The sequence below is a fragment of the Sporosarcina sp. AD_1 genome (genome assembly GCF_057373025.1).
The window spans coordinates 1-23,899 of record NZ_JBPVIR010000004.1 but is presented as its reverse complement, the minus strand read 5'-3'; the positions used below and the strand labels follow the sequence as shown (position 1 = coordinate 23,899).

21 protein-coding genes and 1 pseudogene are annotated in these 23,899 nt (G+C 44.2%); 8 read left to right on the top strand and 14 right to left on the bottom strand.

The features are described from left to right. Nucleotides 1-267: 267 nt before the first annotated feature. The 4 genes and pseudogenes from ACSW3C_RS08750 to ACSW3C_RS08735 form a co-directional block, all read left to right on the top strand. A pseudogene (locus ACSW3C_RS08750) lies at nt 268-807 on the top strand (GTP-binding protein); the annotation flags it as partial. Then, the gene (locus ACSW3C_RS08745) at nt 790-1,212 is read left to right on the top strand and encodes a GTP-binding protein (protein WP_486562536.1); all 423 of its coding nucleotides are present in this window, start codon (nt 790-792) and stop codon (nt 1,210-1,212) included. The pseudogene ACSW3C_RS08750 and the gene ACSW3C_RS08745, both read left to right, overlap by 18 nt. A gap of 13 nt (nt 1,213-1,225) precedes the next feature. Continuing rightward, the gene (locus ACSW3C_RS08740; protein ID WP_486562148.1) at nt 1,226-2,221 is read left to right on the top strand and encodes a permease; all 996 of its coding nucleotides are present in this window, start codon (nt 1,226-1,228) and stop codon (nt 2,219-2,221) included. A 9-nt stretch (nt 2,222-2,230) separates the two neighbouring features. Beyond that, complete coding sequence (locus ACSW3C_RS08735; protein WP_486562147.1) at nt 2,231-3,124, top strand: TIGR03943 family putative permease subunit; 894 nt, start codon at nt 2,231-2,233, stop codon at nt 3,122-3,124. A gap of 9 nt (nt 3,125-3,133) precedes the next feature. On the opposite strand, the gene ACSW3C_RS08730 is transcribed toward ACSW3C_RS08735, so the two are convergent. Both ACSW3C_RS08730 and ACSW3C_RS08725 read right to left on the bottom strand, forming a co-directional pair. Further along, nucleotides 3,134-3,616, bottom strand: coding sequence for a hypothetical protein (locus ACSW3C_RS08730; RefSeq protein ID WP_486562146.1), 483 nt, complete (start codon nt 3,614-3,616; stop codon nt 3,134-3,136). 69 nt (nt 3,617-3,685) lie between these two features. Continuing rightward, nucleotides 3,686-3,910 carry a hypothetical protein gene (locus ACSW3C_RS08725; protein WP_486562145.1) on the bottom strand — a complete coding sequence of 75 codons (225 nt, stop codon included), beginning with the start codon at nt 3,908-3,910 and terminating at the stop codon, nt 3,686-3,688. A 96-nt stretch (nt 3,911-4,006) separates the two neighbouring features. On the opposite strand from ACSW3C_RS08725, the gene ACSW3C_RS08720 reads away from it, so the two are divergent. Then, a complete protein-coding gene (locus tag ACSW3C_RS08720; protein WP_486562143.1) occupies nt 4,007-4,723 on the top strand; it encodes a DUF6904 family protein in 717 nt (238 codons plus the stop codon). An 88-nt stretch (nt 4,724-4,811) separates the two neighbouring features. Here ACSW3C_RS08720 and ACSW3C_RS08715 read toward each other — a convergent pair whose 3' ends face one another. Together ACSW3C_RS08715 and ACSW3C_RS08710 are read right to left on the bottom strand one after the other, a co-directional pair. Then, nucleotides 4,812-6,053: a metal-dependent hydrolase family protein gene (locus ACSW3C_RS08715; protein ID WP_486562142.1), complete on the bottom strand. Its 1,242-nt coding sequence runs from the start codon at nt 6,051-6,053 to the stop codon at nt 4,812-4,814. A gap of 13 nt (nt 6,054-6,066) precedes the next feature. Continuing rightward, nucleotides 6,067-7,230: a hypothetical protein gene (locus ACSW3C_RS08710; RefSeq protein ID WP_486562140.1), complete on the bottom strand. Its 1,164-nt coding sequence runs from the start codon at nt 7,228-7,230 to the stop codon at nt 6,067-6,069. 612 nt (nt 7,231-7,842) lie between these two features. Here ACSW3C_RS08710 and ACSW3C_RS08705 point away from each other — a divergent pair. Next, nucleotides 7,843-8,157, top strand: coding sequence for a hypothetical protein (locus ACSW3C_RS08705; RefSeq protein ID WP_486562138.1), 315 nt, complete (start codon nt 7,843-7,845; stop codon nt 8,155-8,157). Between the two features lie 48 nt (nt 8,158-8,205). Here the strand turns inward: ACSW3C_RS08705 and ACSW3C_RS08700 are convergent, their stop codons facing one another. Next, nucleotides 8,206-9,888: a methyl-accepting chemotaxis protein gene (locus ACSW3C_RS08700; protein WP_486562137.1), complete on the bottom strand. Its 1,683-nt coding sequence runs from the start codon at nt 9,886-9,888 to the stop codon at nt 8,206-8,208. Nucleotides 9,889-10,394: 506 nt separating this feature from the next. Between ACSW3C_RS08700 and ACSW3C_RS08695 the strand changes: the two genes are divergently transcribed. Next, on the top strand, nt 10,395-10,694 hold the full coding sequence (locus tag ACSW3C_RS08695; protein WP_486562136.1) for a hypothetical protein: 300 nt from the start codon (nt 10,395-10,397) through the stop codon (nt 10,692-10,694). A gap of 94 nt (nt 10,695-10,788) precedes the next feature. Here ACSW3C_RS08695 and ACSW3C_RS08690 read toward each other — a convergent pair whose 3' ends face one another. The 4 genes from ACSW3C_RS08690 to ACSW3C_RS08675 all read right to left on the bottom strand — a co-directional run bounded on the left by ACSW3C_RS08690 (nt 10,789) and on the right by ACSW3C_RS08675 (nt 15,592). Next, nucleotides 10,789-11,424 carry a hypothetical protein gene (locus ACSW3C_RS08690; protein WP_486562134.1) on the bottom strand — a complete coding sequence of 212 codons (636 nt, stop codon included), beginning with the start codon at nt 11,422-11,424 and terminating at the stop codon, nt 10,789-10,791. A 520-nt stretch (nt 11,425-11,944) separates the two neighbouring features. Then, nucleotides 11,945-13,039 carry a tetratricopeptide repeat-containing glycosyltransferase family 2 protein gene (locus ACSW3C_RS08685; protein WP_486562133.1) on the bottom strand — a complete coding sequence of 365 codons (1,095 nt, stop codon included), beginning with the start codon at nt 13,037-13,039 and terminating at the stop codon, nt 11,945-11,947. Between the two features lie 233 nt (nt 13,040-13,272). Then, entirely contained in the window at nt 13,273-14,646 is a 1,374-nt protein-coding gene (locus ACSW3C_RS08680) for an alkaline phosphatase (protein ID WP_486562131.1), read from the bottom strand. 151 nt (nt 14,647-14,797) lie between these two features. Continuing rightward, on the bottom strand, nt 14,798-15,592 hold the full coding sequence (locus tag ACSW3C_RS08675; RefSeq protein ID WP_486562130.1) for a MerR family transcriptional regulator: 795 nt from the start codon (nt 15,590-15,592) through the stop codon (nt 14,798-14,800). A gap of 93 nt (nt 15,593-15,685) precedes the next feature. Between ACSW3C_RS08675 and ACSW3C_RS08670 the strand changes: the two genes are divergently transcribed. Continuing rightward, the gene (locus tag ACSW3C_RS08670; RefSeq protein WP_486562129.1) at nt 15,686-17,023 is read left to right on the top strand and encodes an MATE family efflux transporter; all 1,338 of its coding nucleotides are present in this window, start codon (nt 15,686-15,688) and stop codon (nt 17,021-17,023) included. A gap of 130 nt (nt 17,024-17,153) precedes the next feature. On the opposite strand, the gene ACSW3C_RS08665 is transcribed toward ACSW3C_RS08670, so the two are convergent. The 5 genes from ACSW3C_RS08665 to ACSW3C_RS08645 all read right to left on the bottom strand — a co-directional run bounded on the left by ACSW3C_RS08665 (nt 17,154) and on the right by ACSW3C_RS08645 (nt 23,359). Continuing rightward, the gene (locus tag ACSW3C_RS08665; RefSeq protein ID WP_486562128.1) at nt 17,154-18,470 is read right to left on the bottom strand and encodes a purine-cytosine permease family protein; all 1,317 of its coding nucleotides are present in this window, start codon (nt 18,468-18,470) and stop codon (nt 17,154-17,156) included. Nucleotides 18,471-18,690: 220 nt separating this feature from the next. Then, a complete protein-coding gene (locus ACSW3C_RS08660) occupies nt 18,691-19,005 on the bottom strand; it encodes a cupin domain-containing protein (RefSeq protein ID WP_486562126.1) in 315 nt (104 codons plus the stop codon). A 15-nt stretch (nt 19,006-19,020) separates the two neighbouring features. Next, on the bottom strand, nt 19,021-20,751 hold the full coding sequence (locus ACSW3C_RS08655; RefSeq protein ID WP_486562125.1) for a hydantoinase B/oxoprolinase family protein: 1,731 nt from the start codon (nt 20,749-20,751) through the stop codon (nt 19,021-19,023). A 1-nt stretch (nt 20,752) separates the two neighbouring features. Continuing rightward, nucleotides 20,753-22,795 (bottom strand): hydantoinase/oxoprolinase family protein, encoded by a 2,043-nt coding sequence (locus ACSW3C_RS08650; RefSeq protein WP_486562124.1) that lies wholly within the window; start codon nt 22,793-22,795, stop codon nt 20,753-20,755. Between the two features lie 18 nt (nt 22,796-22,813). Then, nucleotides 22,814-23,359, bottom strand: coding sequence for a helix-turn-helix domain-containing protein (locus ACSW3C_RS08645; RefSeq protein ID WP_486562123.1), 546 nt, complete (start codon nt 23,357-23,359; stop codon nt 22,814-22,816). Nucleotides 23,360-23,899 lie beyond the last annotated feature (540 nt).

Genomic DNA, 23,899 nt, shown 5'->3' with positions numbered 1-23,899 from the left:
AGTTCTGTATTTCACGGTAGTGCCCGATTAATTCAGTTATTGCTCCAATCTATTAATTTAGCATTCCATATTTTTTAGCCTTTCCTCATTACACATTCCGACAACTATATCTTCATAAATATTCCCATTGTATTTTTAATTCCATTAGCCATTTCAAACATTGATATGTTATACTTCGTAAATAGTAATGGTTACTATTGTTATTGCATACTGTGAATATACGTCTAATTATAAGAATCAAAGAATACGAATAGGGGGGAAGGACGAATGAGGATTCCTACGTATGTGATCAGTGGTTTTTTAGGGAGTGGGAAGACGACTGTATTGCTTCGCATGATTGCGCATGCCAAAAAGCTTGGATTGCGACCGGCCGTTATTTTGAATGAAATTGGGGCCATTCATGTGGAAGGGAATTTATTTGGTGATGAAAAGGTGCTGGAATTATTGGATGGCTGTATTTGCTGCACAATCCGAGAAGATTTGTATGCATCCCTTCAGGAGTTAGCTCAATCCGAGGATATCGACATGCTATTCATTGAAGGAACGGGGGTTGCGAATCCTGTAGACATTTAAGAGGTTTTAGCGGCTCCGTCTATTCGCGAGCTTTTCCGCTTGCAATCTGTCATCACTGTTTTAGATGCGAGTCACTATTTGGAATATCAAAGTATTTTCTCGAGTTCCGCTGATGTCCGCAAATTGCTTGATGATCAAATTGCTTGTGCCAGCTTGTTGCTTTTAAATAAAACCGATCTTGTCTCCGCGTCTCAATTGGATAAGGTCAAGCGTAAGATGGCTAAAATGGATAACGGTCAAAAAGTGATGCTGGAATGTACATTTGGTAAAGTGGCGGAAGACGCTCTGTTCACTGAACGGTCTGTCTTGATCGATTTGAACGAAAAAGTATTGGACAAACGTTGCCGCCACGATGCAAGTACTGTTCAAACCCTCTATTTGGAGGATATTCCGAGAGTGTCCCGCCAAGCATTTGATAAGTGGATCAAGCAATTGCCCAATGTTCTGCGAGGCAAGGGAATCTTATCTTTGGACAGATCATCGGCGCTCTACAGCTTTCAATATGCATCGGGCCGCGTGACGTATCAACAATTTGTAGACCCTCCCGAGCGGAAAACAGGTTTTGTTTTGATTGGAATCGGAATGGATGTGGACAGGATCCGCGAGCAGTACAACCAATTCATTCAAATGCCGGTTTAAAAGGGGAGTGCTCATGGAAGCTAGACGAATCCTGGACCGTTCGATTGTTGGGGGATGCTGCGCCATTCTTGTGTTGGTTTTGATCATCGGGCTGCCGTTTGTTCACATAACGATCCCGCAGAGTGTCGTGCTAATGAATACGATTTTTTTAAGTATATTGCTCGAAGCGTTTCCGTTCATTTTGTTAGGTGTGTTTGTATCCGCTCTTATTCAGCTGTATTTGACAGAAGAGATGGTGCAGAAGTTTATTCCCAAACATGCGCTTTTGGCCATCGTGCCGGCTGCTGTTGTTAGCGCCGTTCTGCCTGTTTGCGAGTGTGCCATTATTCTAGTCGTGCGGAAACTGATGCAAAAAGGAATGCCGTTGCATGTCGGCGTCATCTTTTTATTGGGTGCACCCATTCTGAACCCAATTGTGTTCGCTTCGACTTATTATGCATTCCAGGGAATGCCGTCTGTAGCCTTTGTACGCATGGGAATGGCCTTCATTTTAACGATTTTCATTGGCACCGTCATCTACTTTTTATTTCGAAATCGACAGCAGTTGAGGTGGTCCAAAGAGGAATTGATTGGCGGTGCGCCGGTGGAATCAAAGAAGTCAAAGAAACGTCTTTCGTCGGTATTGTATCACGCCAGCGATGAATTTTTCGATGTGGGCAAGTATGTCATTATCGGCACCCTCGTAGCCAGTGCATTTCAAACGTACTTTGATCGTTCGGTTCTGCTCGCGCTGAGTAAAAATCAGCAGATCGCTCCGTTGGTCATGATGGCATTTGCTTTTGTGCTGTCCCTTTGCTCGGAAGCCGATGCTTTTATCGCGTCCTCCTTTGCCCATACCTTTTCAACGGGTGCGCTGCTCGCGTTTTTAGTCTATGGACCGATGCTTGATTTGAAGAATGTAATTCTCCTCTTTGCTTATTTCAAAACGAAATTTGTGATTGCGCTGATCGGGGTCATCACCGTTTCTGTCTATTTGGCGGTGCTCCTCTATCAGTATGCGGGTTGGTGAGGTGTGCAAATGAAAGAGGAACAAACGAATCAAAAAGGCCATATCATGCTACGGTCTGTCATCTACTTCGGATTTTTCCTATTGACGTTCCAGCTATTATGGTCGGGAAATATTCAATACTATATTGCACCCAAGATGGTTCCGTTTCTTTATTTTTTTGCGGCTGCCATGTTCGGCCTGGGGCTTGTCCAATTGGTGAGAGCCACGTCAAAAGAGGAGCAGGAAGAGCCGTGTGATTGTGGTTTTTTTCATCAAACTTCACGCTCGCCATGGCAGGCAATTTTGTTCTATGCGCTTTTCATCGTCCCAATCCTGACGGGAATCTGGTTTCCGGACGCCGTGCTGGATAGTTCCATTGCTGCCAAACGCGGATTGCAATATGCCGCTTCGCCCCAGGCAGGTTCGTTCGCCAGTGTCGAGGAAGAATCGGATAAAGAGGAACTCGAAATGGAAGATGGGGAAGATCAGTTAGACGAGTCATTGGACGAGGACTTTTACGAGGAACCCAATCTTGCGGAGTTGAAAGAAGAATTATTGAACGAAGATGTGATCGTGGTGGATGACGAGCGATACAACGATATCATGTACATCCTTCATAAGGACTTGCAGACGTTCATAGGGAAGAAAATACAGCTCGTCGGATTTGTTTATAAAGAAAATGACAGGGACAGCAAGAATTTCATCATAGCCCGTTTTGGCATCACATGCTGTGTCGCAGATGCCTATGTGTATGGCATTCGCTCGTCTTCGGACCAAGTACAGCACCTGCACGAGGACAATTGGGTAAAAGTCACCGGCACCATTTCCACAATCGATCTGGATGATTGGACATTCCCGTTTGTTGAAGTAGATCAGCTGGAAACGATCGAGCAACCCGATAATCCGTATATTTATGGATTTTGATTATGTCTTTTATCGTGCAGTTGTATGGTTGAAGCTTGAGAGGGTGGCATAGAGAAGACACGGGGCGGGGGAGTGAGAAATGTTAAACGGTGCCCCCGGATATACGAACGTATATCTGGGGAACTGCTCGATTAATTGTGGGAGTGCTCGTATATCCCAGCGACCTCTCGATTCCTCTCGCGAACCGCTCGTATATCCCAGTAACCTCTCATATCCTCCGGCGAACCGCTCGAATATTCCCGTAACCTCTCGTATCCTCCGGCGAACCGCTCGTATATTCCCGTAACCTCTCGATTCCTCCGGCGAACCGCTCGAATATCCCAGTAACCTCTCGATTCCTCTTGCGAACCGCTCGAATATCCCAGTAACCTCTCGTATCCTCCGGCGAACCGCTCGTATAATTTGTGGCAGCTTGTTAATTAGAACAGTCATGATATTTTTGAACAAAGGTAAACCAGCGATCAAGTCAATTTCTTGATTGGTCAAAGGCATGCAGCGCGACTTGGTGCAGGCAATGATCGGTTAATTTCCGCGTCCAACGGAAACGGGCGAACCGCTCGTTTATTCTTCCGCACCATTCGTATAATCCGGTGACCTCTCGATTCCCGCCCCGAACCGCTCGTATATCCCGGTAACCTCTCGATTCCTCCGGCGAACCGCTCGTATCTCCCGGTAACCTCTCGTATCCTCTCGCGAACCGCTCGTATATCTCAGAAACCACTCGATTCCTGCCGTCAACCGCTCCGATCCCCGCCACCCACCGTCACCATTTCTCTCCGCCAGCATTACCCACCTGCTCACCTCAACAAATCACAGTTGATTTGTTGATAAAGGAAGGATACTGTAGAAACAAGTGAATTTGCCAATAAAGGGGAGTCGAAGATGTTTTATTTGGAGAGCACGCCCAATCATGTGGGAGTTTATGTAACAGGTGATTGGGACGATTTGGATGAGTTGTACAATGCTTTGCATTATGTGATAGGGGAGGAAGTGGAGCTGTATGAGCCGACGAGGATCCGGATTCTCAGTATTTGCTATGATATCCGGCATGCGAGGATGGGGCAGCGGAGGGTGCGGTTTGTGGAGAATGGGCTGACGCCGGATAGTATGCGCATGATGGGAATTGCGGCTTCGCCTTCGAATGTGTATTACCAGTTTGAGGTGTTCTGGCCGGAGATGTTGTTTGTGGCGTTTGCGTTAAATGATTATTTGCGGGATTGGGAAAAGCAGAAGAAGCTACATCCGTGGGATCGGACGGCGGCTATCATCCGAAAGTTCCAGGCTGCTGTGGCGGATTGTTTGGAGCGGACGTTGACACCTAATCGGTTTGCTCTTTTGAAGCGGCACATGGAACTGAGATATTCGGGATATTATCTTGAGTATACGACGCAGTACATAGATGAATTGAATTTAGCCTTTCTTGCCATGACGCCGGAGAAGCGGCTGGAAAGCATTGGGACGATGGGGAAACGGGTTGCTGAAAAAGGGAGCGCCTATCAGAAGTTGAAACAGGAGATTTATGAAGCTGCCCGCTATCATGGCGTATCGCAAGCGCAAATCCGGTACCCTGACGACTATCCTGATGAGATAGATTGGTAAAGCCAGATTGCCATAAAACGTGCAAATAAGAAAAACCGGCCTCTTGTAAGCCGGTTTTTCCATTTATCTTATTTCTATCTCCATATAGTTACCGGATATCCTTCTCCACTTTCCCATCCTTCACGACCACTTGGATCGTATCGTTGTCCGCGAGGGAATGGATGTCTTCGAGCGGGTTGCCTTTGACGATGATCAAGTCAGCCAGTTTGCCGGCTTCCAATGTGCCAAGACGGTCTTCCCAGCCGAGGCATTCCGCTGCCGTTTTCGTGGAAGCGACGATTGTTTCCATTGGCGTCATGCCAGCGTCCGCCATTAAGCCGAGTTCACGTAGGTTCGTGCCGTGCTTAAAGACTCCAGCGTCTGTACCCATGGCAATTTTAACTCCAGCCTCGTGTGCCTTTTTGAAGCTCGCGACATGGATATCGATCACTTCTTTTGATTTTTGGACAGCTGTTTCCGGCATGCCTGTTGCTTCAGCTGTTTCTAATACCGCAACCGGAGCTAAAAGGGTAGGGACGAGATACGTGCCGTTTTCCAGCATCAGTTCGATCGCTTCGTCGTCAATGAAAATTCCATGTTCAATGGAGTGGATGCCTGCGCGTACTGCGTTTTTAATTCCCTCAGCGCCTTGCGCATGCGCCATCACCTTTACCCCTTTGCGGAATTTGCCTTCTTCTACGATGACTTTTAATTCCTCAAGAGAGAACTGAGTGAACTCAGGATGATCCGTCGCACTAAGCACGCCGCCTGTTGCATGAACTTTGATTACTTCAGCGCCAGCCCGCAGCATTTCGCGCGTCTTCTTGCGCACTTCTTCGACACCATCGCAAACGCCGCTTGGCATGCCTGGATAGTCGGATGGAAGCAGGTCGACTACATTCCCGGAAACAGTGTAGCCATCCCCGTGCCCGCCTGTAATGGTAAGCGCGTTGATGCTCAATTGGAGGCGTGGTCCAGCAATCAATCCTTCGTCCACTGCCTTTTTTACACCTAAATCTGTTCCGAGTGCATCCCGGACGGATGTGATTCCTGCATGGAGAGTCGTTTTCAAGTATTCGGCCGCTTGGTAGTACATGAACGAGAATGGCGTGGCCAGCCGCTCAGCAATCGGTGAGTATTCAAGCATCATATGGACATGTGTGTCAATGAAACCCGGAAGAATTGTCCCGCCTTGGGCATCGATCACTGTCTCATCGCCCTTCACCTGAAAGTCTTCTTCCTTTCCAATAAACTCAATTCGATTGTCTTCAATTACGACAATTTGTCCTTCCTTCGGCTCGCTGCCTGTTCCATCTATGATAAGACCATTCTTTACAATTTTTTTAACCATGTAAATTCCTCCATTATAATGTTTTCACTAATATGCCGGCGATGATAACGGATGCAACGGTTACGGTTGTGAACCCGCCAATTAGCATCGGCGCAAGCAATTCATTGAAAATCGCCTTTTCTTCTTTTTCATCTCTTGCAATGCTTCGGCTCACTTCTTCACATAGGATGTAATCTCCCGGGAAGCCGAATAGAGCAGTCAGTGCTACCGGCATACCTTTGTAAGGGTTCCACCCAACGAGCTTCGCCATGAGGAATCCGCCTAGAGCGATACCAAAAGTACCGATTACCAAAATAAGAGCGACACTCGGTAAGTTGTGCAAAACGTCCTTCGGTGTTACGCCGGCCATTGTGCCGATAACGACAAAGATGATCGCAATCATCGTAATCGTAAAGGAGTTTGCTTTCTCTAATGATTTTGCTTCAAAGAGGCCAAGTTTCAGACCAATAACACCGATCGCAAGACACCATAAGCTGTAGTGGATCGGAGTTACCGAACCTAGTGCAACACCAATGGATGCACCGACAAATATGAAGAACAATTTTAATGTTGCGCTTGTTGCAAGAGGGCTTGCCTTTTTCTTCTGTTCCGTTTGTTCCACCGGTTCAGTAACCATCGGACGATACGTACCATTGTCCATTTCGGTTTGAATAACTTTCGCGTACTTGCGCATGAATGTAGCAGCGAGCGGCATGCCTAGCACACCTTGGAAAGCGACGATCAAAGCGGGAATGATGACGAGACTCGATAAGCCAATCTCCGTCAACTTGTCTGATGTAATCAACAATGCGATGATGCCGCCGCTGATCGGGCCAATCCCTGCTACCGCGGTAGGGTAATCAAAAATCAACGGGATGATAATTAAAATCAGAATGCCAGAAAAGATAACTCCGCCAAGTGAGATGATAACGGCTTTAATTTGGCTTTTCAAAAGTGAAAAGGGAATCATCGTCCCCATATGCAAAATCGCCGGCCCAATTAAGAGGGCACCGAGCGCAGGGAATTGTGCTTTATCCAACAAGTCCTTCGGGAAAATACCGAACCATGTCAGAAGGAGAAACCCTACCATTGCAGTCAACAGCATAGGAATTCGGGCTCTGGATACAATCGAAAGCCATTCGCCTAGTGCGATCAAAGCAAAAATGAGAGTTGTGGCGATCACTGGGTTTGATAACATAGATGTCTACCTTCTTCCGCTAAAGTAAGAGCAAATGGCGCTCACTTAGTAATATGATATACAATATATCACTGTGAAAAATGATTTGTAAATAGTTTTTAGGCAATTTAATAATTTTCCTATAATGAAAACGTATACAATATATCGCTATCTATATAGAAGGTATTCAAAAATTTAGAGAAGAGATTAGTACGCCTGATATGCATAAGAATCGGTGTTTGGAAGTGTTATGAGGAATTTTCTTACCAATGTCATTCAGTTTTTGTGGTGCTCGTGTAAAAGATGCTTCAAATGCATTCCCTTCCTTTAATATGGAAAAATAATATAAGAAAATAATATGCCGGTGAGTTGAGGTAAAGAAGTTACGATGCAATCATCTGCGTTCTTTATAGAGTTAGATTAGATTAAGATTAGCTGCTTGGCGCATAAATTTCTGTTGTTATAAATATCATTGTAAATGTAGCGAACTGCCTATAAAGTAACATCCTATAGCTTAATAAGAGCAGGGGATCGGGGTTTTTTGGAAGTAAACAGAATTATCTTTGTTTATATTTCCGAAATATGGTAGAGTTGAATGGATGTCTAGTAACACGGGTATTGGGGGGATGCAAGATGAGTTGGTTAAGTGTTTTTGGTATGTGTATCATTCCGTTCTTTTTATTTTTCTCGTACACTACGATGAAGTTTACTTGGGGAAATGAATCGAAAAGTGAAAGGGGAAAAAAGATTCTCCATGCTTCCTATAAGTATTCCATCCCTGTTTTTCCGATTGGCTGGCTGTTGATTGAAGGCTACCATCGGGTCATCAAGGCGGTCACGTTTGACGTGTACCGGGAATACATGGTGATTCTGATTTTACTTTTATTCATAGCACAAGGGCTGAGTGTTATGATCCTAAAAAGGAATACAGAAGTTGCGCCGGCATAGTTTCTATTGAAAAAGCGGAGAATCCTCTGGGGATCTCCGCTTTCATGATTAGAGCTTAAACTGTCTCACAAGGCTATTCAATTCCTCGGACATCCGTGCCAATTGATCTGAGCTTGATGCCACTTCTTCCATCGAGCTTGCTGTTTGCTGAACTGATGCAGAAGTCTCTTCTACTCCTGCAGCCGCTTCCTCAGAAACCGATGCGATTTCATCGATTTTCATATTGATTTTCCCTGTGCTTTCCACGATATCGTTTAAATTAGAGCTGACGGTCGTGATATTATCACTCATTTGGGAGACCGCTTCACTGATTTTACCGAATGTGATGCCGGTCAATTTAATCTGCTCGGATCCTGTTTCCACTTCTTTATATCCGTCCGCCAGTGCAGCCGTTACCACTTTCGTTTCCTGTTGGATGCTGCTGACAATTCCTGAAATGTCTGAGACGGAAAGGGCGACTTGTTCTGCCAATTTCCGTACTTCATCCGCTACGACTGCGAATCCGCGGCCTTGTTCTCCTGCACGCGCCGCCTCAATCGCTGCATTGAGTGCAAGCAAATTCGTCTGCTCCGCAATATCATGAATTACGGTCACCAGTTTAGAAATTTCTCCCGTCCGGACTGCCAACCCTTCCACTTGATCCACGGATTGACGCACAATGCTATTAATATTCTCCATTTGTTCATTCGAAGAATCCATCATTTCCTGTCCTTCTGCCGTCATATTCCGTACAGCATCCGAATGGGTTTGTACCGTTTCTCCATTACTCTCTGCCTCTTGTACTTTTCCTGAAAACATTTCCATCATGACGGCAAGATCGCTCGCATTGTTAGCCTGTGTCTCAGATCCAACTGCTAATTCCTGCATGGTCAGTGCAATTTGAGACGATCCAGCTTTCACTTCATTTGCGGATTGAGTCAATTCTTCACTGTGCGAAGCAACCGTATTCGCAACTTCGTTAATTTGTTTAATAATGTCATGGACTTTGCTGTTCATGTCATTCATCGCGTCTACAAGCTGACCGACTTCATCCCTGGCAATCGTGTGGAGTGGTTCTTGTCCGATATCGCCGTCTGCAATGACACGCATTCGTTCCGCAACGGCAATGACCGGCTTGGAAATGCTGCGAGCGGTGATATAGGCGACCGCGACGGAAAGGAGGATAATGAGGACGGAGCCAATTACGCCAATTAGGCTGGAGCGGTTCCCGGAATCAATGATTTCCTTTCCGACTTCCTGCATTTTCGCTTCACTGTTATCTGCAAGCGTATCATAGCCATTTTTAATATCAGAAATATCCTTGTTCACAGCTAGTAGATTCTTGTACGCTGCATCTTTATTTCCTTTGTCGTATTCTTCAAATACATTTGCTGTAATATATTCTCGCCAAGCAACAGTTTTTTTAATTAATTGATCGAATTCCTCTGAGTCATCTATCGAGCGAACAATTGCCTCACTCTCTTTCCCAGTGGCTGAATATTTTTCGAATAGCTCCTTATACATCGGATCGCCTGTCAACATATATCCTTGTGCAGATGAAATACGTCCGGACATCGATTCTGACAGCTTTTCATTGGCAATCAAGAGCTTTGCATGTTCGTTAATGATTTCGTCTACATGGCGATTCGCCTGCATGTTGTCTACGAAGTTAAAGCCTCCGTATGCGATCAGCAGCACAATAACAATCCCGAAGCCGAAAAGTATTTTTGTTGCAATGTGTTTGAACTTCATACATTTCTTCCTTCTTTCTGGATAATGAATTCTAGTAAAATGAATAAATCTAGTAAACTACTAATGCAATATAGCATTTCAAAAGACCTATGTAAAGTTTAAAGGTTAGTTCTTTTGGTAATGAGTGGTTTTTAGTAAACGTGATAGGAACTTACTATTAGTATTGTTAAGGAATGGGTTTCAAAACAGAATTTTAGCTAAGGTCACTTGCTGGAAATAAATTTGATAAAAATAGTAATGATTCGGTAAATACTTCGTTCTACGTTTTCTCTTATTTTTCTCGAATAAACAGGGGATACCTCAAAAGCTACCGCATGCCGTGCAAAAAAAGAAATTTTCATCATGCATCCTGAACATTAGACAAATAAATCTGTCGAAGGAAATAGAGTTGGGGAATTTTTTTCCGAAATAGCTATGTATACCTCGCTATTTATCACAATTTTTTGATTTAATAAGCACGGAAGTTACTGTAAAGTAAAGGAAAGAAATAGACTGGGGGAAAGGGAATGCGCGGTAAAGGTATTGCATTGTTTTTTTCAAGCGTTGCTGTCGCCTGTTCAGTGTTAATTATAATCAGCGCCCATTTGTTAGATGACTGGGCAAAAGCTGGATTTGATTTCTCTGCAAGAGCGACTGCGGCAGTACAGGACGAGCAATTGGACATGGGGATGTACTTGGCAAACTGGCAAACAGAATTGAGCCATAACGGATTCACAGAGGAGCAAGTCGAGAAAGGGAAGGAGATTGTGAAGAAGCGTTTGGGAGAAACCGATTTGACTTCTCTCGCGGGGGTGGACGGAAATTGAAAAGAACGAACTTGATGGGCTATACAAGGGAAAGAGGTTTTCTATCCATTGTAGCCAGTCAAGTTCGTTCTTTTGTTTGCTTAAAATCTCCACGTTATTCAATACTCTCAATGACGGAGGTCACTTTAAATTCATTCTCATCCGTTTTATGGCTATATTCGCGTTTGATTTCCCCGAAGCCTTCTGCAAAATAAACTCGGGAAACAGCACCATCTTCATAAGTGTGTTCAATAATGACGACATCCTGGAATGGCTGCAGAGGTGTGTCCAGCTCGGCATCGGTGGCCGTCACTGTCCATTTATCAAACGTATCGCCTTTCTCCAATGGAAATGCCAAGTACGTCCCAATAGGTTGCATGTCTCGAATTGTCTCTAACGTGGTGGCAACCCCTTCAGCATCGGACGGCTCTTGTTGAAGAAGGGTGATTTGATTATCGCCCAAGCGGTACGAGCGGAGCATCTCCATGCCGCCATTGTCTTCATATACATTCACATGATGATCATCCAGCCATTCCGTACGCAATGTGTATGTTGCATACTCATTCCCATCGCCCAGATAGTGAGCGATCGAACCGTCCTGCAAGAAATAGTCTTTCATGTTGGCGTTCTCCGACTGAAGGGAGTCATTCTTTTCAGGGGTGGATGGAACCTCAGTTGAATCCCGGGGTGTCTCTTTTGTACAAGCCATTAGCAGTAGTGGCAACAATAAAAGGAACGTAAATTTCTTCATAACGCCTCTCCTTTTAAGTGATTTGTACAAGTATACCGTGATGGATTTGCAGAATCAAAGATAAGTAGGAATTGTAGTGTATCTTTAAAGAGGTTGTTAGGTAGCTCCGGTCGGTCGATGCTGCTAGTGCTCCAGAGGCACCAGTTGGTCCCGGAATGCCTTGTAATCCAGTCTCCCCAGTTGGTCCTGTAACCCCAGTCAAGCCGGTGCTGCCTTGAATGCCTTGCAGACCTGTGTCGCCAGTCGGACCGTTAGCACCGGTTGGCCGATGCTGCCTTGAGGGCCGGGGGGAGCTTGCGGACCAGGCGCCCCTCCGCGATTACCTGGCGGACCAGGCGGCCCCGGAGGACCAGGTGCACCAGTAGACCCCGAGCAGCATGGGCAGTTTGGATAGTGGGGATCAAAACCCTCTGTAAGGAAAATGCCTATTTGGCATACCAATCAATCCTTCTTTACATTTAGGTTGGTTCACTTTACCTTATTCTGAGAGGGAGTGGCTGCTTGTACGACTGGTCATAATTTAATCAGCTTGGTGCTGAGGAACTTCGAATTGTGAGAGAAAGTATGCTTCGTTAAGTAGAACACTTGGGTGATCCGGAACTATTGCTTTCACTTGTTTATGCTTTTCAAATGCTTTTTCTAATTGTCCTATTCTGTCATAACAGTAGGTAAGTTGAATTAGTGGCGCCCACGTCCAGGCAGATTGATTTAACATTCCTAATGTTTCAGGCTTTTCCATGGAGAAAATCAGTTCAAGCCAATAAATCGCTTTTTCTAGTTCTTCTTGTTCTATAAAATATTGTCCAATTTCAATACAAGCCTCTGCTCGCGGCAAATCGTATTCAAACGTTTGGAACAAAGAGGACAGCCTTTTTCTGTCGTTCGTGCCCTTGTAACAGTTTGCGATATTGAGACAGGCAATAATTTTATCTTCCTTCCATCCTCTCTGACTTCTGAGAAACTTCTCGAATTCAATAATCGCCTCTTCTTTTTGTCCGTTATACATTAATTCATTTGCGAAGTACAACGTATCCCGAGGAGTAAACGGTTCTTGGTTTTTCTGCATTACCCGATAAATCTTCAAGTTCCGGGATGAGGGGGGTTTTTCACTTTTATGAGTAATGGCGACCTCGCTATCTATCGCTTTCCCGGATACCTTCAAATATTCATGCACTCTTCCAAACCATTGAAATCCTGCGTTACGTCGGACGATGCGGTTGCGCCGCAGGCTATATCCCACGTTCCCGTTTATATCTGTTGTGAGATGGTATGGCATGGTCACTCGGTCTATCGTGCCGTCCAATAGTGCTCTTAGTTCTTGGAATGCCATGCGATCCGGTTCTAGCAGTACATCATCCGCATCCAGCCATAATATGTATTCTTTCGTCGCCTGTGCAAAAGAATAATTTCGGGCTGCTGCGAAATCATCTATCCATTGAAAATGGTACAGAGAATCCGTGAATTTCTTTGCAATCTGCATTGTCCCGTCGGTTGAACCTGTGTCTACAATAATAATCTCATCGACAAGGTCATATACCGACTGCAAGCATCTTTCGAGTACTTTTTCTTCATCGCGTACAATCATGCAGAGGCTCAATGTGCTTGGAACACTCATTTTTTTATACCATCCCTCCTCTGACATTCGTACTTAGTATACGGACTCTTGCCATCTATTGTTGGGCGATTGTTAATGGATTTAAACAGTGAATTTGGATGCTCTCTATATGGAAGAAACATCCATTTTATTTGGCGCGGATTTAGTTACTCTGGTTTTCGTTCAATATAGCCAGGGTTCCCCAAATGAAAAATCCCTCGATGTTTTAGACTTTAACATCGGGGGATTCATGTTTACTTATTCTTCTCTATAATGTCAAAAATAATCCTTGCATGATCGGTATTGTCCAGTAATCCCTTAAACCGCTCTTTTGATGGTCCAAATGCATATACGGGCACATCCTCGCCGGTATGTCCGCCGGTTGTCCAGCCAGTGTAGGAACGTTTGTCGAAAATGAGCTTAATTGCTTTTTCAATGTCGGCAGCTTTTTCGCCGACAGTTGATACAGATTCGATCTCTTCGTCTGTTAATGCCAGTAGTTCCTGATCGATATAGAGTTTTAATGTTTCTTCTACGCCCGCTCCTCCTGCAATTTGTTCAGCCATAAAAGCGGGTGTGCGCTTTGCTGATTTGATAGCATCGACAAACCAGTTATATTCTCCATTTGCTCCGAGTGAGAATCCGCCAGTTGAATGGTCTGCTGTGGCAACGACTAAGGTGTGCTTATCTTCTTTCGCAAATTCGATTGCCGCTTTGAACGCTTTCTCGAAGTCTTCCATTTCACTCATTGCACCGACAATATCGTTAGAATGGCCGGCCCAATCAATTTGGCTTCCTTCCACCATGAGGAAGAAACCATTTTCATTCTTTTTTAAACGTTCAATGGCAGCCACTGTCATCTCTTCAAGAGAGGGTGTTTCTTCCGTGCGATCAATCATTTTTGGAAGACCTCCCTCGGCAAACAAGCCTAGAATTTGATCGTTCGAATCCTTTAACAGTTCTTCTTTTGTCGTAACGTAGCTATAGCCATCGTTTTTGAATGAATCCACAAGATTTACATCCGAACGGACAAAATTCTTTTTGCCTCCGCCTAGCAATACATCAATTGTATGCTCGCCATTGATACGTTCGTTATAATAGTCGTCTGCAATTTCATCCATGTTTTTACGGCTTTCATTGTGAGCCCCATATGCGGCTGGCGTGGCGTGCGTAATTTCGGAAGTCGCCACCAGTCCGGTCGATTTGCCGGCTTCCTTGGCCGCCTCCAGAACGGTTTTGACTCTTGTCTTTTCCTTATCTAGAGCTATTGCGTTATTATATGTTTTTACTCCGGAAGACATCGCTGTCGCAGCGGAAGCCGAGTCCGTGATGGTTTGTGCGTCATCATCTGGATAAGTCATTTGTTGGCCAACTAAATAGGGATCAAACTCAGTTAGATCAACGTTTGGCGTTGAAGGGTCATCCTTCAAGTAACGATATGCGGACGTATAAGATACGCCCATTCCATCCCCAATTAGGAAAATGATATTCTTGATTTCAGGTTGTTGCTCAGGCTTTTCTTCATTCGCTCGAACTGCTGCTTTGCCGCTTACACTCAACAGTCCACCAACCAAAATAGTAGAAATGACAGCAACGGGTAGAGCTCTTTTGAAAAACTTCTTTTTCAACTTTACACGACCTCCTAGAGTTTATTCCTCTTAACTGTAAAGATTGGTTATTAATCTAGGATGAATAAAGTGTAAAGATTGAGTTAACTTCGATGGTGCACATCGATTTATGGACCAGGTCCCGTATAGAACGAATCTATTTTTAGTTAATTTATTTATAAACCATTCTTTCTGGTAAAGGGATTTGAATTTCGTATTTCCATTGAAACATGCCAGTAAATATGACTTTTATGAGAATGTAATCGGGTTCTTCTCCGTAGTTTTCTTTGGTCATTGCCAGTCCTTTTTCAATCGCTTGCTCTTTCTCTTCCACTGCACATGTAAAGCATAAATAATTTCTTTCATGCAAGTAGTTGAGTTTGGGATGATCCACAAATTTGGTGCAAACAGAGAACATCTTACAAGACTCGGTTAACTGGGATACAAAAAAATAAGCAGAATCGTCAAGTTGGAAATGTTTTCGGGCTCCTTTTCCTAATTTCCTGTACAGTTCATCATGCAGTTTACGAAAGTTATCTAATGTTGCTTCTTGCAGACTATCAGCTAAGACAATGATTCGAAGGGGGAGGGTCTTCACATGGAAATCGTCGGAAACTGACATTGTGTTACTTGTTAATTGCTTATGCAAATTTGATATTTGACATTTAATTTTATGCAGCCGACTAATTTCAGCCTCAATTCTATTTTCTGTTTCTTCTAGAAAAGTGGTAATCTGCGTAAAATCTTGTTGGAAAATATCTTTAATTTCATTTAAAGACATGCTGTTTTTGCGATAAAACCCGATTACTTCTAAGTAAATCAATTCCTCGTCCGTATAGTAACGATACCCCGAATGTTTATCCACCTTTGCCGGCTTCAGTAATCCAATTCGATCGTAATGACGTAAGGTTTCGATTGTCATTTCAGCTAATCTTGCAGTTTCTCCTATCGAATAGAACTTTTTCATGATTTCACCTCTTGCGTCTTGTGTAACACAAGACTTTATAATTCGATTGTAAAACAGTGAGCAGTAGCTCACAACTGTAAAGGAGAAGGTAGGATGAAAACAAAAGAACTCGATTTATTACATGACAATGTTCCTTATCTATTTCGGAATTTCGCGATTCCTGGAATTTTATCGTCCTTGTCCATGTGTTTGTATGGCGTTATCAATGGAATCATTTTAGGTCGATATGTCGGTACCAATGCCATGGCTGCAGTCAACATAGCTTCGCCAATTTTTAATATCATTTCTTGTATTGCCATTTTGATTGCGATTGGGGGTAATACACTTGTCGGCATCAGGTTAGGAGAGAAGGATTATAAAAAAGCGAATCATCATTTTAATAATGCTGTTACCGCTCTTTTAGTTATTGGGTTTGCCATCTGGATAGCAGTTGTTTTCTTTCCGTCTTCTCTGGCCAAATTTGTGGGGGCGAATGATGTATTGTTGCCATACGTAAAAAGCTACATTCAAACATTTGGCTTTTTTGTCGTTCCGGTTCTCTTCAATATCATTTTTGGTATTTCCCTGCAATCGATTGGCAAACCGCATTTATACATGATTGGCAGTATGCTGACCATGGCGCTTAATATCATTTTAGACTTGCTTTTTATATGTGTTTTTGATTGGGGAGTTTTTGGTGCAGCGTTGGCCTCTGGAATAAGCGCTTCTATTGTATTTTTCATATTCTTGCCGCATTTTATGAGAGATGATGGCATCTTGAAGATTGGAAAATACAAATTTAATTGGAAGGCATTCATGCAAATGGCTTACAACGGTTCTTCCGAAGCGATTACACAGTTCTGCTTAGGTATTTCCATTCTATTGTTTAATTGGATTCTAATGAAGCGATTTGGCGAGACAGGGGTATCAGCATTTGCGGTAGTCCAGTATATTTCCCTCGTAATCAATGCGGTGATTTTAGGCATGTCACGTGGAATAACTGCCATTATTAGTGTGAACTATGGAGCTAAAGCGTACGAACGGGTGAGTCACATACTTAGACTTGCTATAAAAACAGTAACGCTAACGGGGATAAGCTGCACAGTCTTCTTATCGCTTTTTAAAAATCAATTGATCGCGATGTTTGTTCCAGATAATCAGGGAGTTTTTTCGACAGCGCAGGAAATTATTCTGTTTTATAGTTTTACGTTTATTTTTGTCGGTGCCAATGTTGTCATTAACACATTCTATACTGCTGTAAATGATCCGAAAAAATCAGCCGTCCTGGCGATCTTACGCTATTTTCTTCTCATGGCTTCTTTTGTCGCATTGCCGTTAGTCATTGGAAATGCAGGGCTATGGTTGTCATTTGCCTTTGCGGAAGTTTTGTGTCTTTTCATAAGTATAATAACGTTACAAAAGCAATCGCCAATTCGTGCTTCCTGCCAATGAATGCGAAGATGAACCGTATAAAGGCAGGAGCTCGGCATTCTAAATAGAGGGGAATAAAAGGTTGAAATTAGAAAAGAAGAAGTCTCCCGGGATTTTCCGGCGACTTCTTCCTTACCGTGCTCACATCAGATTAGCCTGTAAATTGATCAGGGGCAATGTTCTTTTTAATTTTCATAGCCGCCACATAAACGAGAATTGAAATGAGTAAGGATTGAACAGCTGGCAATCCCATTGGATATAGGTATTGCGTGATGTAACCGATGACAACGCCTGCAATAACTGCGATTGTAGCCATCCAGTTCCAGCCTGGGTTTTCGACCCATTGCTGTTTGCGAATGATGAAAAAGTCGCCCATCATGACGCCGCCAATTGCAGGGTAGAGGAGGGCTGTCAGGTAAAGGAAGTCTTCGAAGTATTCGAGGATTCCCATAAGTGCCACGATGATTGCCAGTATAGTTCCAAGCAATGTTAACAGAGCACGGCCTTTTCCGGAGTTAACATTCAACACGTTCGCCAAGGCAAGTCCCATGCTATAGTTGTTGACGAGCTGTGACGTCCAAGTCGCAAGCCAGAGAATGAGGAAGCCCCAGAATGGAAAACCGAGATTCATCATGACATTTACAATGTCGGCATCTCCTACACCAACTGACATGATGGCACCTACGATGAAGAGGGGGAAGCCGATAACTGCAATACCGCTTGGGATGATCCAGTTATCCTTCCATTTTGGTTTCGCATACCGGGTATAGTCAGAAGCGATGACCCACTGGGATACGTTAACGCCGATAACGAGGCTGATAGCCGCTAAAATGGTCATGCTTGGTTCAGGATTCCAAGCCATGATTGTTTCAAATCCTGTATTTTTCAATGAAAGATAGATACCGCCAATAATTAAAAGAAGGCCTGAAGGAACTGCGAGATAGTCGGTCCATTTCATTGAGTTATATCCGATGATGGAAGGAAGGGCAAACAGCAATCCAGCAACGGTTGTGACAAGTGCCCAGCCCAACCAATTCGTATGATAATCAATTCCGAACATTGCGGACATAGCATTTCCGGCAACGGCTGTCTGTAAAGCCCACCAGCCGAGAGATACGATGAAGATAGTGAAACCGACAATGACGCGTGCTTGAACCGAACCAAAACTCGATTTAGCGATTACGGATGAAGAACGTCCGGTTTTCGCACCGATATATCCTTGGAGCGCATTTCCGACCCATTGAAATCCGAAAAGTGAGATAATTAGAATGAGAAGTATTTTACTCAAACCAAAGCTGGCAGCGAGGGCAGCACCTACCATCAAAACGGGTATGGTGAATTCCAAACCGCCGAAAATCATAGTTGGCGTCAGCCAATGTTGCCTTTCATTTTCAGGGACTGGCGCTAATGCGTTATCTTTGCCAAGTATATCTTTATCTGGTTGGCCTTTCTTTGTTTGTTGTTCCATGATGTCATCCTCATTTCCGGAGAAAATTGTATAGAAAAGCCGGGTGGCCCATTGAAGATGTCTATTGGACTCCCGGCTCTCGGTGGTACAAAAGAGAGAACACAAAACTTTTCCTAATACATTGGGTTGCCGTTTGGCAGTTGGCTGCTACAAACTATATGCCCGTGGGTTATGATTGTTCTTTTATTTTTATGCTGTTACCTTCATTAATAAAGGCTCGTCACGATTTAACAAGTGCGAAAATGAGTTCCACGGGTTCGTCGCCTTCATTGACACACCAATGGGCTTCGCCTGCTGGGATGAAAGATGCTTCGCCTGCCGATATCTCGTATGGTTCACCGCCGGATTCGCCTTTCAACGTTCCTTTCGTAATAAATGAATATTCCTGTTCTTCATGGAAAGTGGTTCCTTCACTCGGGAGCCGTTCACCAGGGGGGATGGAAACATACCCAAATTTCACTTCGGCACCTGGATATTGATCATGAAATAAGTTTTGTACGATTTCGTTTGTCACTTGCGGCTTCTGCTTTTTCATAATTGCCTCCTCAAATTATCTTCCGGTCATTTCCTTATAATCAAAGGAGACTGGATCAACTTCCACTAAGAAATATTCCCTCGCTTCTTCAACAGTGAAATATTCATTTTTTACATCCATTGCAACTTGAGCTGCCGGACGTTCCTTTGGATCGCCGTAGCCTCCGCCTGTACCGGTCATTAATCGGACAACATCGTTTGTGTCTAATTTATAGCGCGGATAGACACCATATGGACCATCCGTTTTACCTTCAGACGTCACGACATAGAATTCATTCGGAGACCCATCGCGCCCCTTCGCAACTCCCCACGGAAGAAACTTGTTGCGCCCAAATGTGACGGTGACAGCTTGACTATCGGAGAGGGCGCGATAAGCACGAATGACGCCCTTCCCGCCGATGTATTTACCTGCACCAGCTCCATTGCCTTCTTGTCGTAAACTATATTCATCGATCATGACACCGTACCTCGTTTCGGCAACTTCAACCGGAACATTGTAGGTTTCACCATCTCCCATGCAGAACTGGCCGGATTCGCCATCTTTCCGGTTGGAAGCTCCCCAGCCGCCGACGGAAGGTTCAACGATAAGGAACGGCTCATCCGTGTCTTGGTGCGTGCCAGACAATGTGACAGCACAGACGGAAAGGAAGTGGCCGGCTGTCAATCGGTTCGGTAAATGTGGTGCCATCGCTTTCCAGACAAGATCCAAACTGCCTAGTAGCGTTTCGAAGTAGTTGGAAACAGGAACCGGCCGTTCCGCTGACATGATCGATTTTGGATCGACAATAATTTTCAAAGGCCGGAATACACCATCGTTGACGTCTTGCGCCGGATTGGTAATTGCAAGGAAAATGGTCCGAACCGCTGAAACAAGTCCCGTATAAGAGCAGTTCACTGGACCGACTACTTGTGGAGAGCTTCCACGGAAGTCGCAAATGAACTCGTCATCCGTAATCGTTACTTTCACTTTAATTGGGAAGGGGCCATTTCCGACTCCATCTGTATCAATGAAATCCTCCGCGTAAAATGTTCCCTTTGGCAACTTTTTCAGTTCTTGTCTGGACATTTCCTCTCCGTGATCCAGCAAGTAGTTGATTGCCGCAAGAATTGTTTCCTTTGAATGTTTTTCGCAAAGCTCCTGCAAACGCCGATCGCCTGTCCGGAGTGCAGCGACTTGAGCCCACATATCTCCGAGCGATAAATCTGGGAAGCGGACGTTGGAACGAATAATTTCGACAATAGCTTCGTTTACTTTGCCTTCATCGTAAAGCTTTAGGCAAGAGAACTGGAGGCCTTCTTGAAAAATATCAACGGAGTCATTAGTGAAGGACCCAGGATCTTTTCCGCCGACCTCTGTCCAGTGCGCTTTATTGGCGGAAAAGGCAATGATCTCGCCATCATGGAAGATTGGCATTACGAGCCCTACATCGGATAAATGGGAGCCCCCGCCTTGGTAGGGGTCGTTGATAATAATAATATCACCGGGTTTCAATTGATCGCCCGGATACTTCTTCAACGTTTCTTTCACCATGAAGGTCAGCATGCCGATAAAGCCGGTGACGCCATTCCCTTGAGTAAGAAGATTCCCTTTGGCATCCGTCAATCCGCTTGCATAGTCAAGCACTTCATAAATGATCGGGCTCATGGACGTGCGTGCCAGGGCGACAAACATTTCATCACCCGTAGCCAGCAAGGAGTCTTTTACGATTTCGAGAGTAAACGGATCGATTTGAGTTGCTTGAGTCATATTAGTTGTCCTCCTTTTCGATGATGATATTGCCATAGTCATCCAGATGGAGCTTTTGGTTTTCGTAAATGACTGTGACCGCCGCTTTTTCTTCGACAATCGCAGGCCCCGTGATGAGTTGGTTAGTCGGAAGCTTATCCCGGTCATAGACAGGTGTTGAAACCCAGCCTTTGTTTTCGTAATAAACATCCCGAACTTCTTTTTGAGCATCCGTTACGGATCCTGTGCGATTCACTTTAGAAATCTGTGGTTTTTCTACTTTCCCGAAAGCTGTTACATGAAGATTGACGATTTCCGTCTGCGCCTCTTCCAGCTTGAATGTATAATTCTTTTCGTGTAATTTATGGAAGTCGCTGATCGCCTGTGATCGGGCTTCTTCTGTCCATTTGCCATTAGCTACTGGCACTTTGACGGTATGTTCCTGACCGAGATAACGCATGTCGGCGAAACGATGGAATTCCACGTTTTCTGCATTCATGCCTTCCTCGCTGAAATGTTGCAAGGCATTTTTCTCGATTTCTTCCCATTGGCTGTCGATTTCCTCTAGAGTCAACTCATTCATCCGTTTGATATACGTTTGAATATAGTCATGACGGAGATCTGTCATGAGCATGCCCCAGGCAGAGAAGACAGGTGATGCGATTGGTACGACAACCTTTCGAACCCCAAGCTCCAATGCCAAAGCAGGTGCATGCATGGAACCACCGCCGCCAAAAGCGAGTAATGTGAAATCTTGAGGGTTGTACCCTTTACGGATTGAAATTAATTTCAACGCATTTAACATATTTGAATTAGCAATCCGGATAATACCAAGTGCCGCATCTTCGGGAGAGATGCCAAAGTGGTTGCCGATTTTCGTTGCAATGGCCGATTGTACCGTATCCAAGTTGACATCATAATCAAAGTTCTTTGGAGACAGGCGTCCAGTCAGCAGATTGGCATCTGTTGTTGTCGGCTCCGTCCCACCCTGGCCATAGGCAACTGGCCCTGGGAAAGCACCTGCAGATTGAGGTCCAACCTTCAACGAACCAGCCCCGTCAATCCAAGCGACGGATCCGCCGCCGTTTCCGATTTCTACAATATCGACAACCGGTGTTTTAATCGGATAGCCCGCATTCCGGCTGTCCCTTTCTATGTAATAATCAGTGGAAACTTTCACTTCTCCGTTTTCAATCAATGAGCATTTAGCCGTCGTTCCGCCGATATCGAAAGCAATGATATTTTTTTCGCCAATCATTTCACCGAGCACTGCAGCTCCGAAAATACCAGCGACTGGACCGGACTCAACCATATTGATCGGTGCTTCTTTCGCTTTATCAAATTTTGTCGTCCCGCCATTCGATTGCATGATATAGCGCTGATCAATATCCGCCTGAGTCTTCAACTCATTTTCTAGTCGATTAATATAAGTCGTCGCAGCAGGCTGGACATAGGCGTTCAGCACAGCAGTATTGGTCCGCTCATATTCGCGCCATTCCTGTGTAATATCGCTCGAAGCTGTCACTTTTACCTCTGGCCACAGTTCTTTGATCAGTTGAACGGTCTGTTGTTCATGTGCTGGGTTCCGATAGGAGTGAAGGAATGAAACAGCAACGGCTTCGACGCCTTCCTGCTTGAAATACTCAATACACTCCTTTACTTCGTTCAAATTCAATTCAGTTAGCACTTCGCCTTTATAATTGACCCGCTCGCTAACCTCCTTGCGCAAATACCGCTCGACGAATGGAGTCGGTTTTTCATAATTGACATTGAAAAGGTCAGGACGGTTGCCGCGTGCTATTTCCAATACATCACGGAATCCTTTCGTTGTAATAAGAGCTGTTTTTGCGCCTTTTCTTTCGGTTAGCGCATTAATAATTACGGTTGTGCCATGGATGAACATGGAGATGGCCGACTGATCGACGCCGCTTTTTTTAATGACATCCAACACGCCTTTTTCAAAATTGGGTGGAGTCGTGCTGCTTTTCTCAACCCCGATATTTCCGTTTTCATCCACGTACACTAAGTCAGTGAATGTTCCGCCGATATCTGTAGCTACTCTCATACTTGTCACACTCCTGTTTTAGAAAATGATAGGTGTCACGATACTTAGAACGATACTTTCCGTCGGAAGAGGATTTTCCCATTGGTGAATGAGACTGGAAGGGTAATGAATTGTATCCCCTTCGTATAAATGGAACTTTTGTTCATTCAAATAGAAAACGACTTCACCTTTCAGTACATAATAGAATTCCTCTCCATTGTGGCTGTAAGGATGTGTTTCGTGCATAAAGGGAGGGAGCACCACTTTCAACGGCTCCAGCTTTCGGTTATTGAAAGTACCGGTCAGTCTTGAGTACACTTGGCTGCCGCTGCTTGTTGTAAAACTATGATGTTCATCTGCACGCACCACGTATCGTTCCTGTGTGTTTTCCTCCAAGAAAAAATAATTGATATGGATTCCCAGTGCATCAGAAATCTTTTTGAGTGAAGTGATGGATAACGACGAGGCCCCCCTTTCGATTTGAGATAAGAAACTCAGTGATAATCCTGTTTCCTCGCTCAAATCCTTTAACGTAAGATTACGTTCCTGCCGTAAAGCCTTGATTTTGACATGAATATCTTCCATTACGTCTATCCTTTCAGAATTGAAGTATATGTGTAATAGTTATGAATATAGCATAATCATTTTTGGTGTGCAATGATAATTATTAATAATCTGTCAACTTATTATGGAAGCGGATAATAGATTTTCCAATTCGAATTAATTGAATAGTAGGGAGAGAGTGCTTGGAGAAAGAGGTTTGGGAGTTTATTTGATTGGGGTACAAGTAGATTTTTTTACAAATAATTAGTTGATGGTCGACCTGTATAACTGGTGTTTAACTTGAGATATTGGCGTTCGTTTTGATTTACTGTCGTTCGTTTTGTTTATCTGTCGTTCGTTTTGTTTATCTGTCGTTCGTTTTGTTTATCTGTCGTTCGTTTTGTTTATCTGTCGTTCGTTTCGTTTATCTGTCGTTCGTTTCGTTTATCTGGCGTTCGTTTCGTTTATCTGGCGTTCGTTTTGTTAATCTGGCGTTCGTTTTGTTTATCTGTCGTTCGTTTTGTTTATCTGTCGTTCGTTTTGTTTAACTGTCGTTCGTTTTGTTTATCTGTCGTTCGTTTT

What these genes read in the sequence shown, in the direction of transcription:
- ACSW3C_RS08745 (WP_486562536.1), top strand. Translation starts at nt 790, where the DNA reads ATGGCTAAAATGGATAACGGTCAAAAAGTGATGCTGGAATGTACATTT.
- ACSW3C_RS08740 (WP_486562148.1), top strand. Translation starts at nt 1,226, where the DNA reads ATGGAAGCTAGACGAATCCTGGACCGTTCGATTGTTGGGGGATGCTGC.
- ACSW3C_RS08735 (WP_486562147.1), top strand. Translation starts at nt 2,231, where the DNA reads ATGAAAGAGGAACAAACGAATCAAAAAGGCCATATCATGCTACGGTCT.
- ACSW3C_RS08730 (WP_486562146.1), bottom strand. Translation starts at nt 3,616, where the DNA reads ATGCCTTTGACCAATCAAGAAATTGACTTGATCGCTGGTTTACCTTTG.
- ACSW3C_RS08725 (WP_486562145.1), bottom strand. Translation starts at nt 3,910, where the DNA reads ATGCTGGCGGAGAGAAATGGTGACGGTGGGTGGCGGGGATCGGAGCGG.
- ACSW3C_RS08720 (WP_486562143.1), top strand. Translation starts at nt 4,007, where the DNA reads ATGTTTTATTTGGAGAGCACGCCCAATCATGTGGGAGTTTATGTAACA.
- ACSW3C_RS08715 (WP_486562142.1), bottom strand. Translation starts at nt 6,053, where the DNA reads ATGGTTAAAAAAATTGTAAAGAATGGTCTTATCATAGATGGAACAGGC.
- ACSW3C_RS08710 (WP_486562140.1), bottom strand. Translation starts at nt 7,230, where the DNA reads ATGTTATCAAACCCAGTGATCGCCACAACTCTCATTTTTGCTTTGATC.
- ACSW3C_RS08705 (WP_486562138.1), top strand. Translation starts at nt 7,843, where the DNA reads ATGAGTTGGTTAAGTGTTTTTGGTATGTGTATCATTCCGTTCTTTTTA.
- ACSW3C_RS08700 (WP_486562137.1), bottom strand. Translation starts at nt 9,888, where the DNA reads ATGAAGTTCAAACACATTGCAACAAAAATACTTTTCGGCTTCGGGATT.
- ACSW3C_RS08695 (WP_486562136.1), top strand. Translation starts at nt 10,395, where the DNA reads ATGCGCGGTAAAGGTATTGCATTGTTTTTTTCAAGCGTTGCTGTCGCC.
- ACSW3C_RS08690 (WP_486562134.1), bottom strand. Translation starts at nt 11,424, where the DNA reads ATGAAGAAATTTACGTTCCTTTTATTGTTGCCACTACTGCTAATGGCT.
- ACSW3C_RS08685 (WP_486562133.1), bottom strand. Translation starts at nt 13,039, where the DNA reads ATGAGTGTTCCAAGCACATTGAGCCTCTGCATGATTGTACGCGATGAA.
- ACSW3C_RS08675 (WP_486562130.1), bottom strand. Translation starts at nt 15,592, where the DNA reads ATGAAAAAGTTCTATTCGATAGGAGAAACTGCAAGATTAGCTGAAATG.
- ACSW3C_RS08670 (WP_486562129.1), top strand. Translation starts at nt 15,686, where the DNA reads ATGAAAACAAAAGAACTCGATTTATTACATGACAATGTTCCTTATCTA.
- ACSW3C_RS08665 (WP_486562128.1), bottom strand. Translation starts at nt 18,470, where the DNA reads ATGGAACAACAAACAAAGAAAGGCCAACCAGATAAAGATATACTTGGC.
- ACSW3C_RS08660 (WP_486562126.1), bottom strand. Translation starts at nt 19,005, where the DNA reads ATGAAAAAGCAGAAGCCGCAAGTGACAAACGAAATCGTACAAAACTTA.
- ACSW3C_RS08655 (WP_486562125.1), bottom strand. Translation starts at nt 20,751, where the DNA reads ATGACTCAAGCAACTCAAATCGATCCGTTTACTCTCGAAATCGTAAAA.
- ACSW3C_RS08650 (WP_486562124.1), bottom strand. Translation starts at nt 22,795, where the DNA reads ATGAGAGTAGCTACAGATATCGGCGGAACATTCACTGACTTAGTGTAC.
- ACSW3C_RS08645 (WP_486562123.1), bottom strand. Translation starts at nt 23,359, where the DNA reads ATGGAAGATATTCATGTCAAAATCAAGGCTTTACGGCAGGAACGTAAT.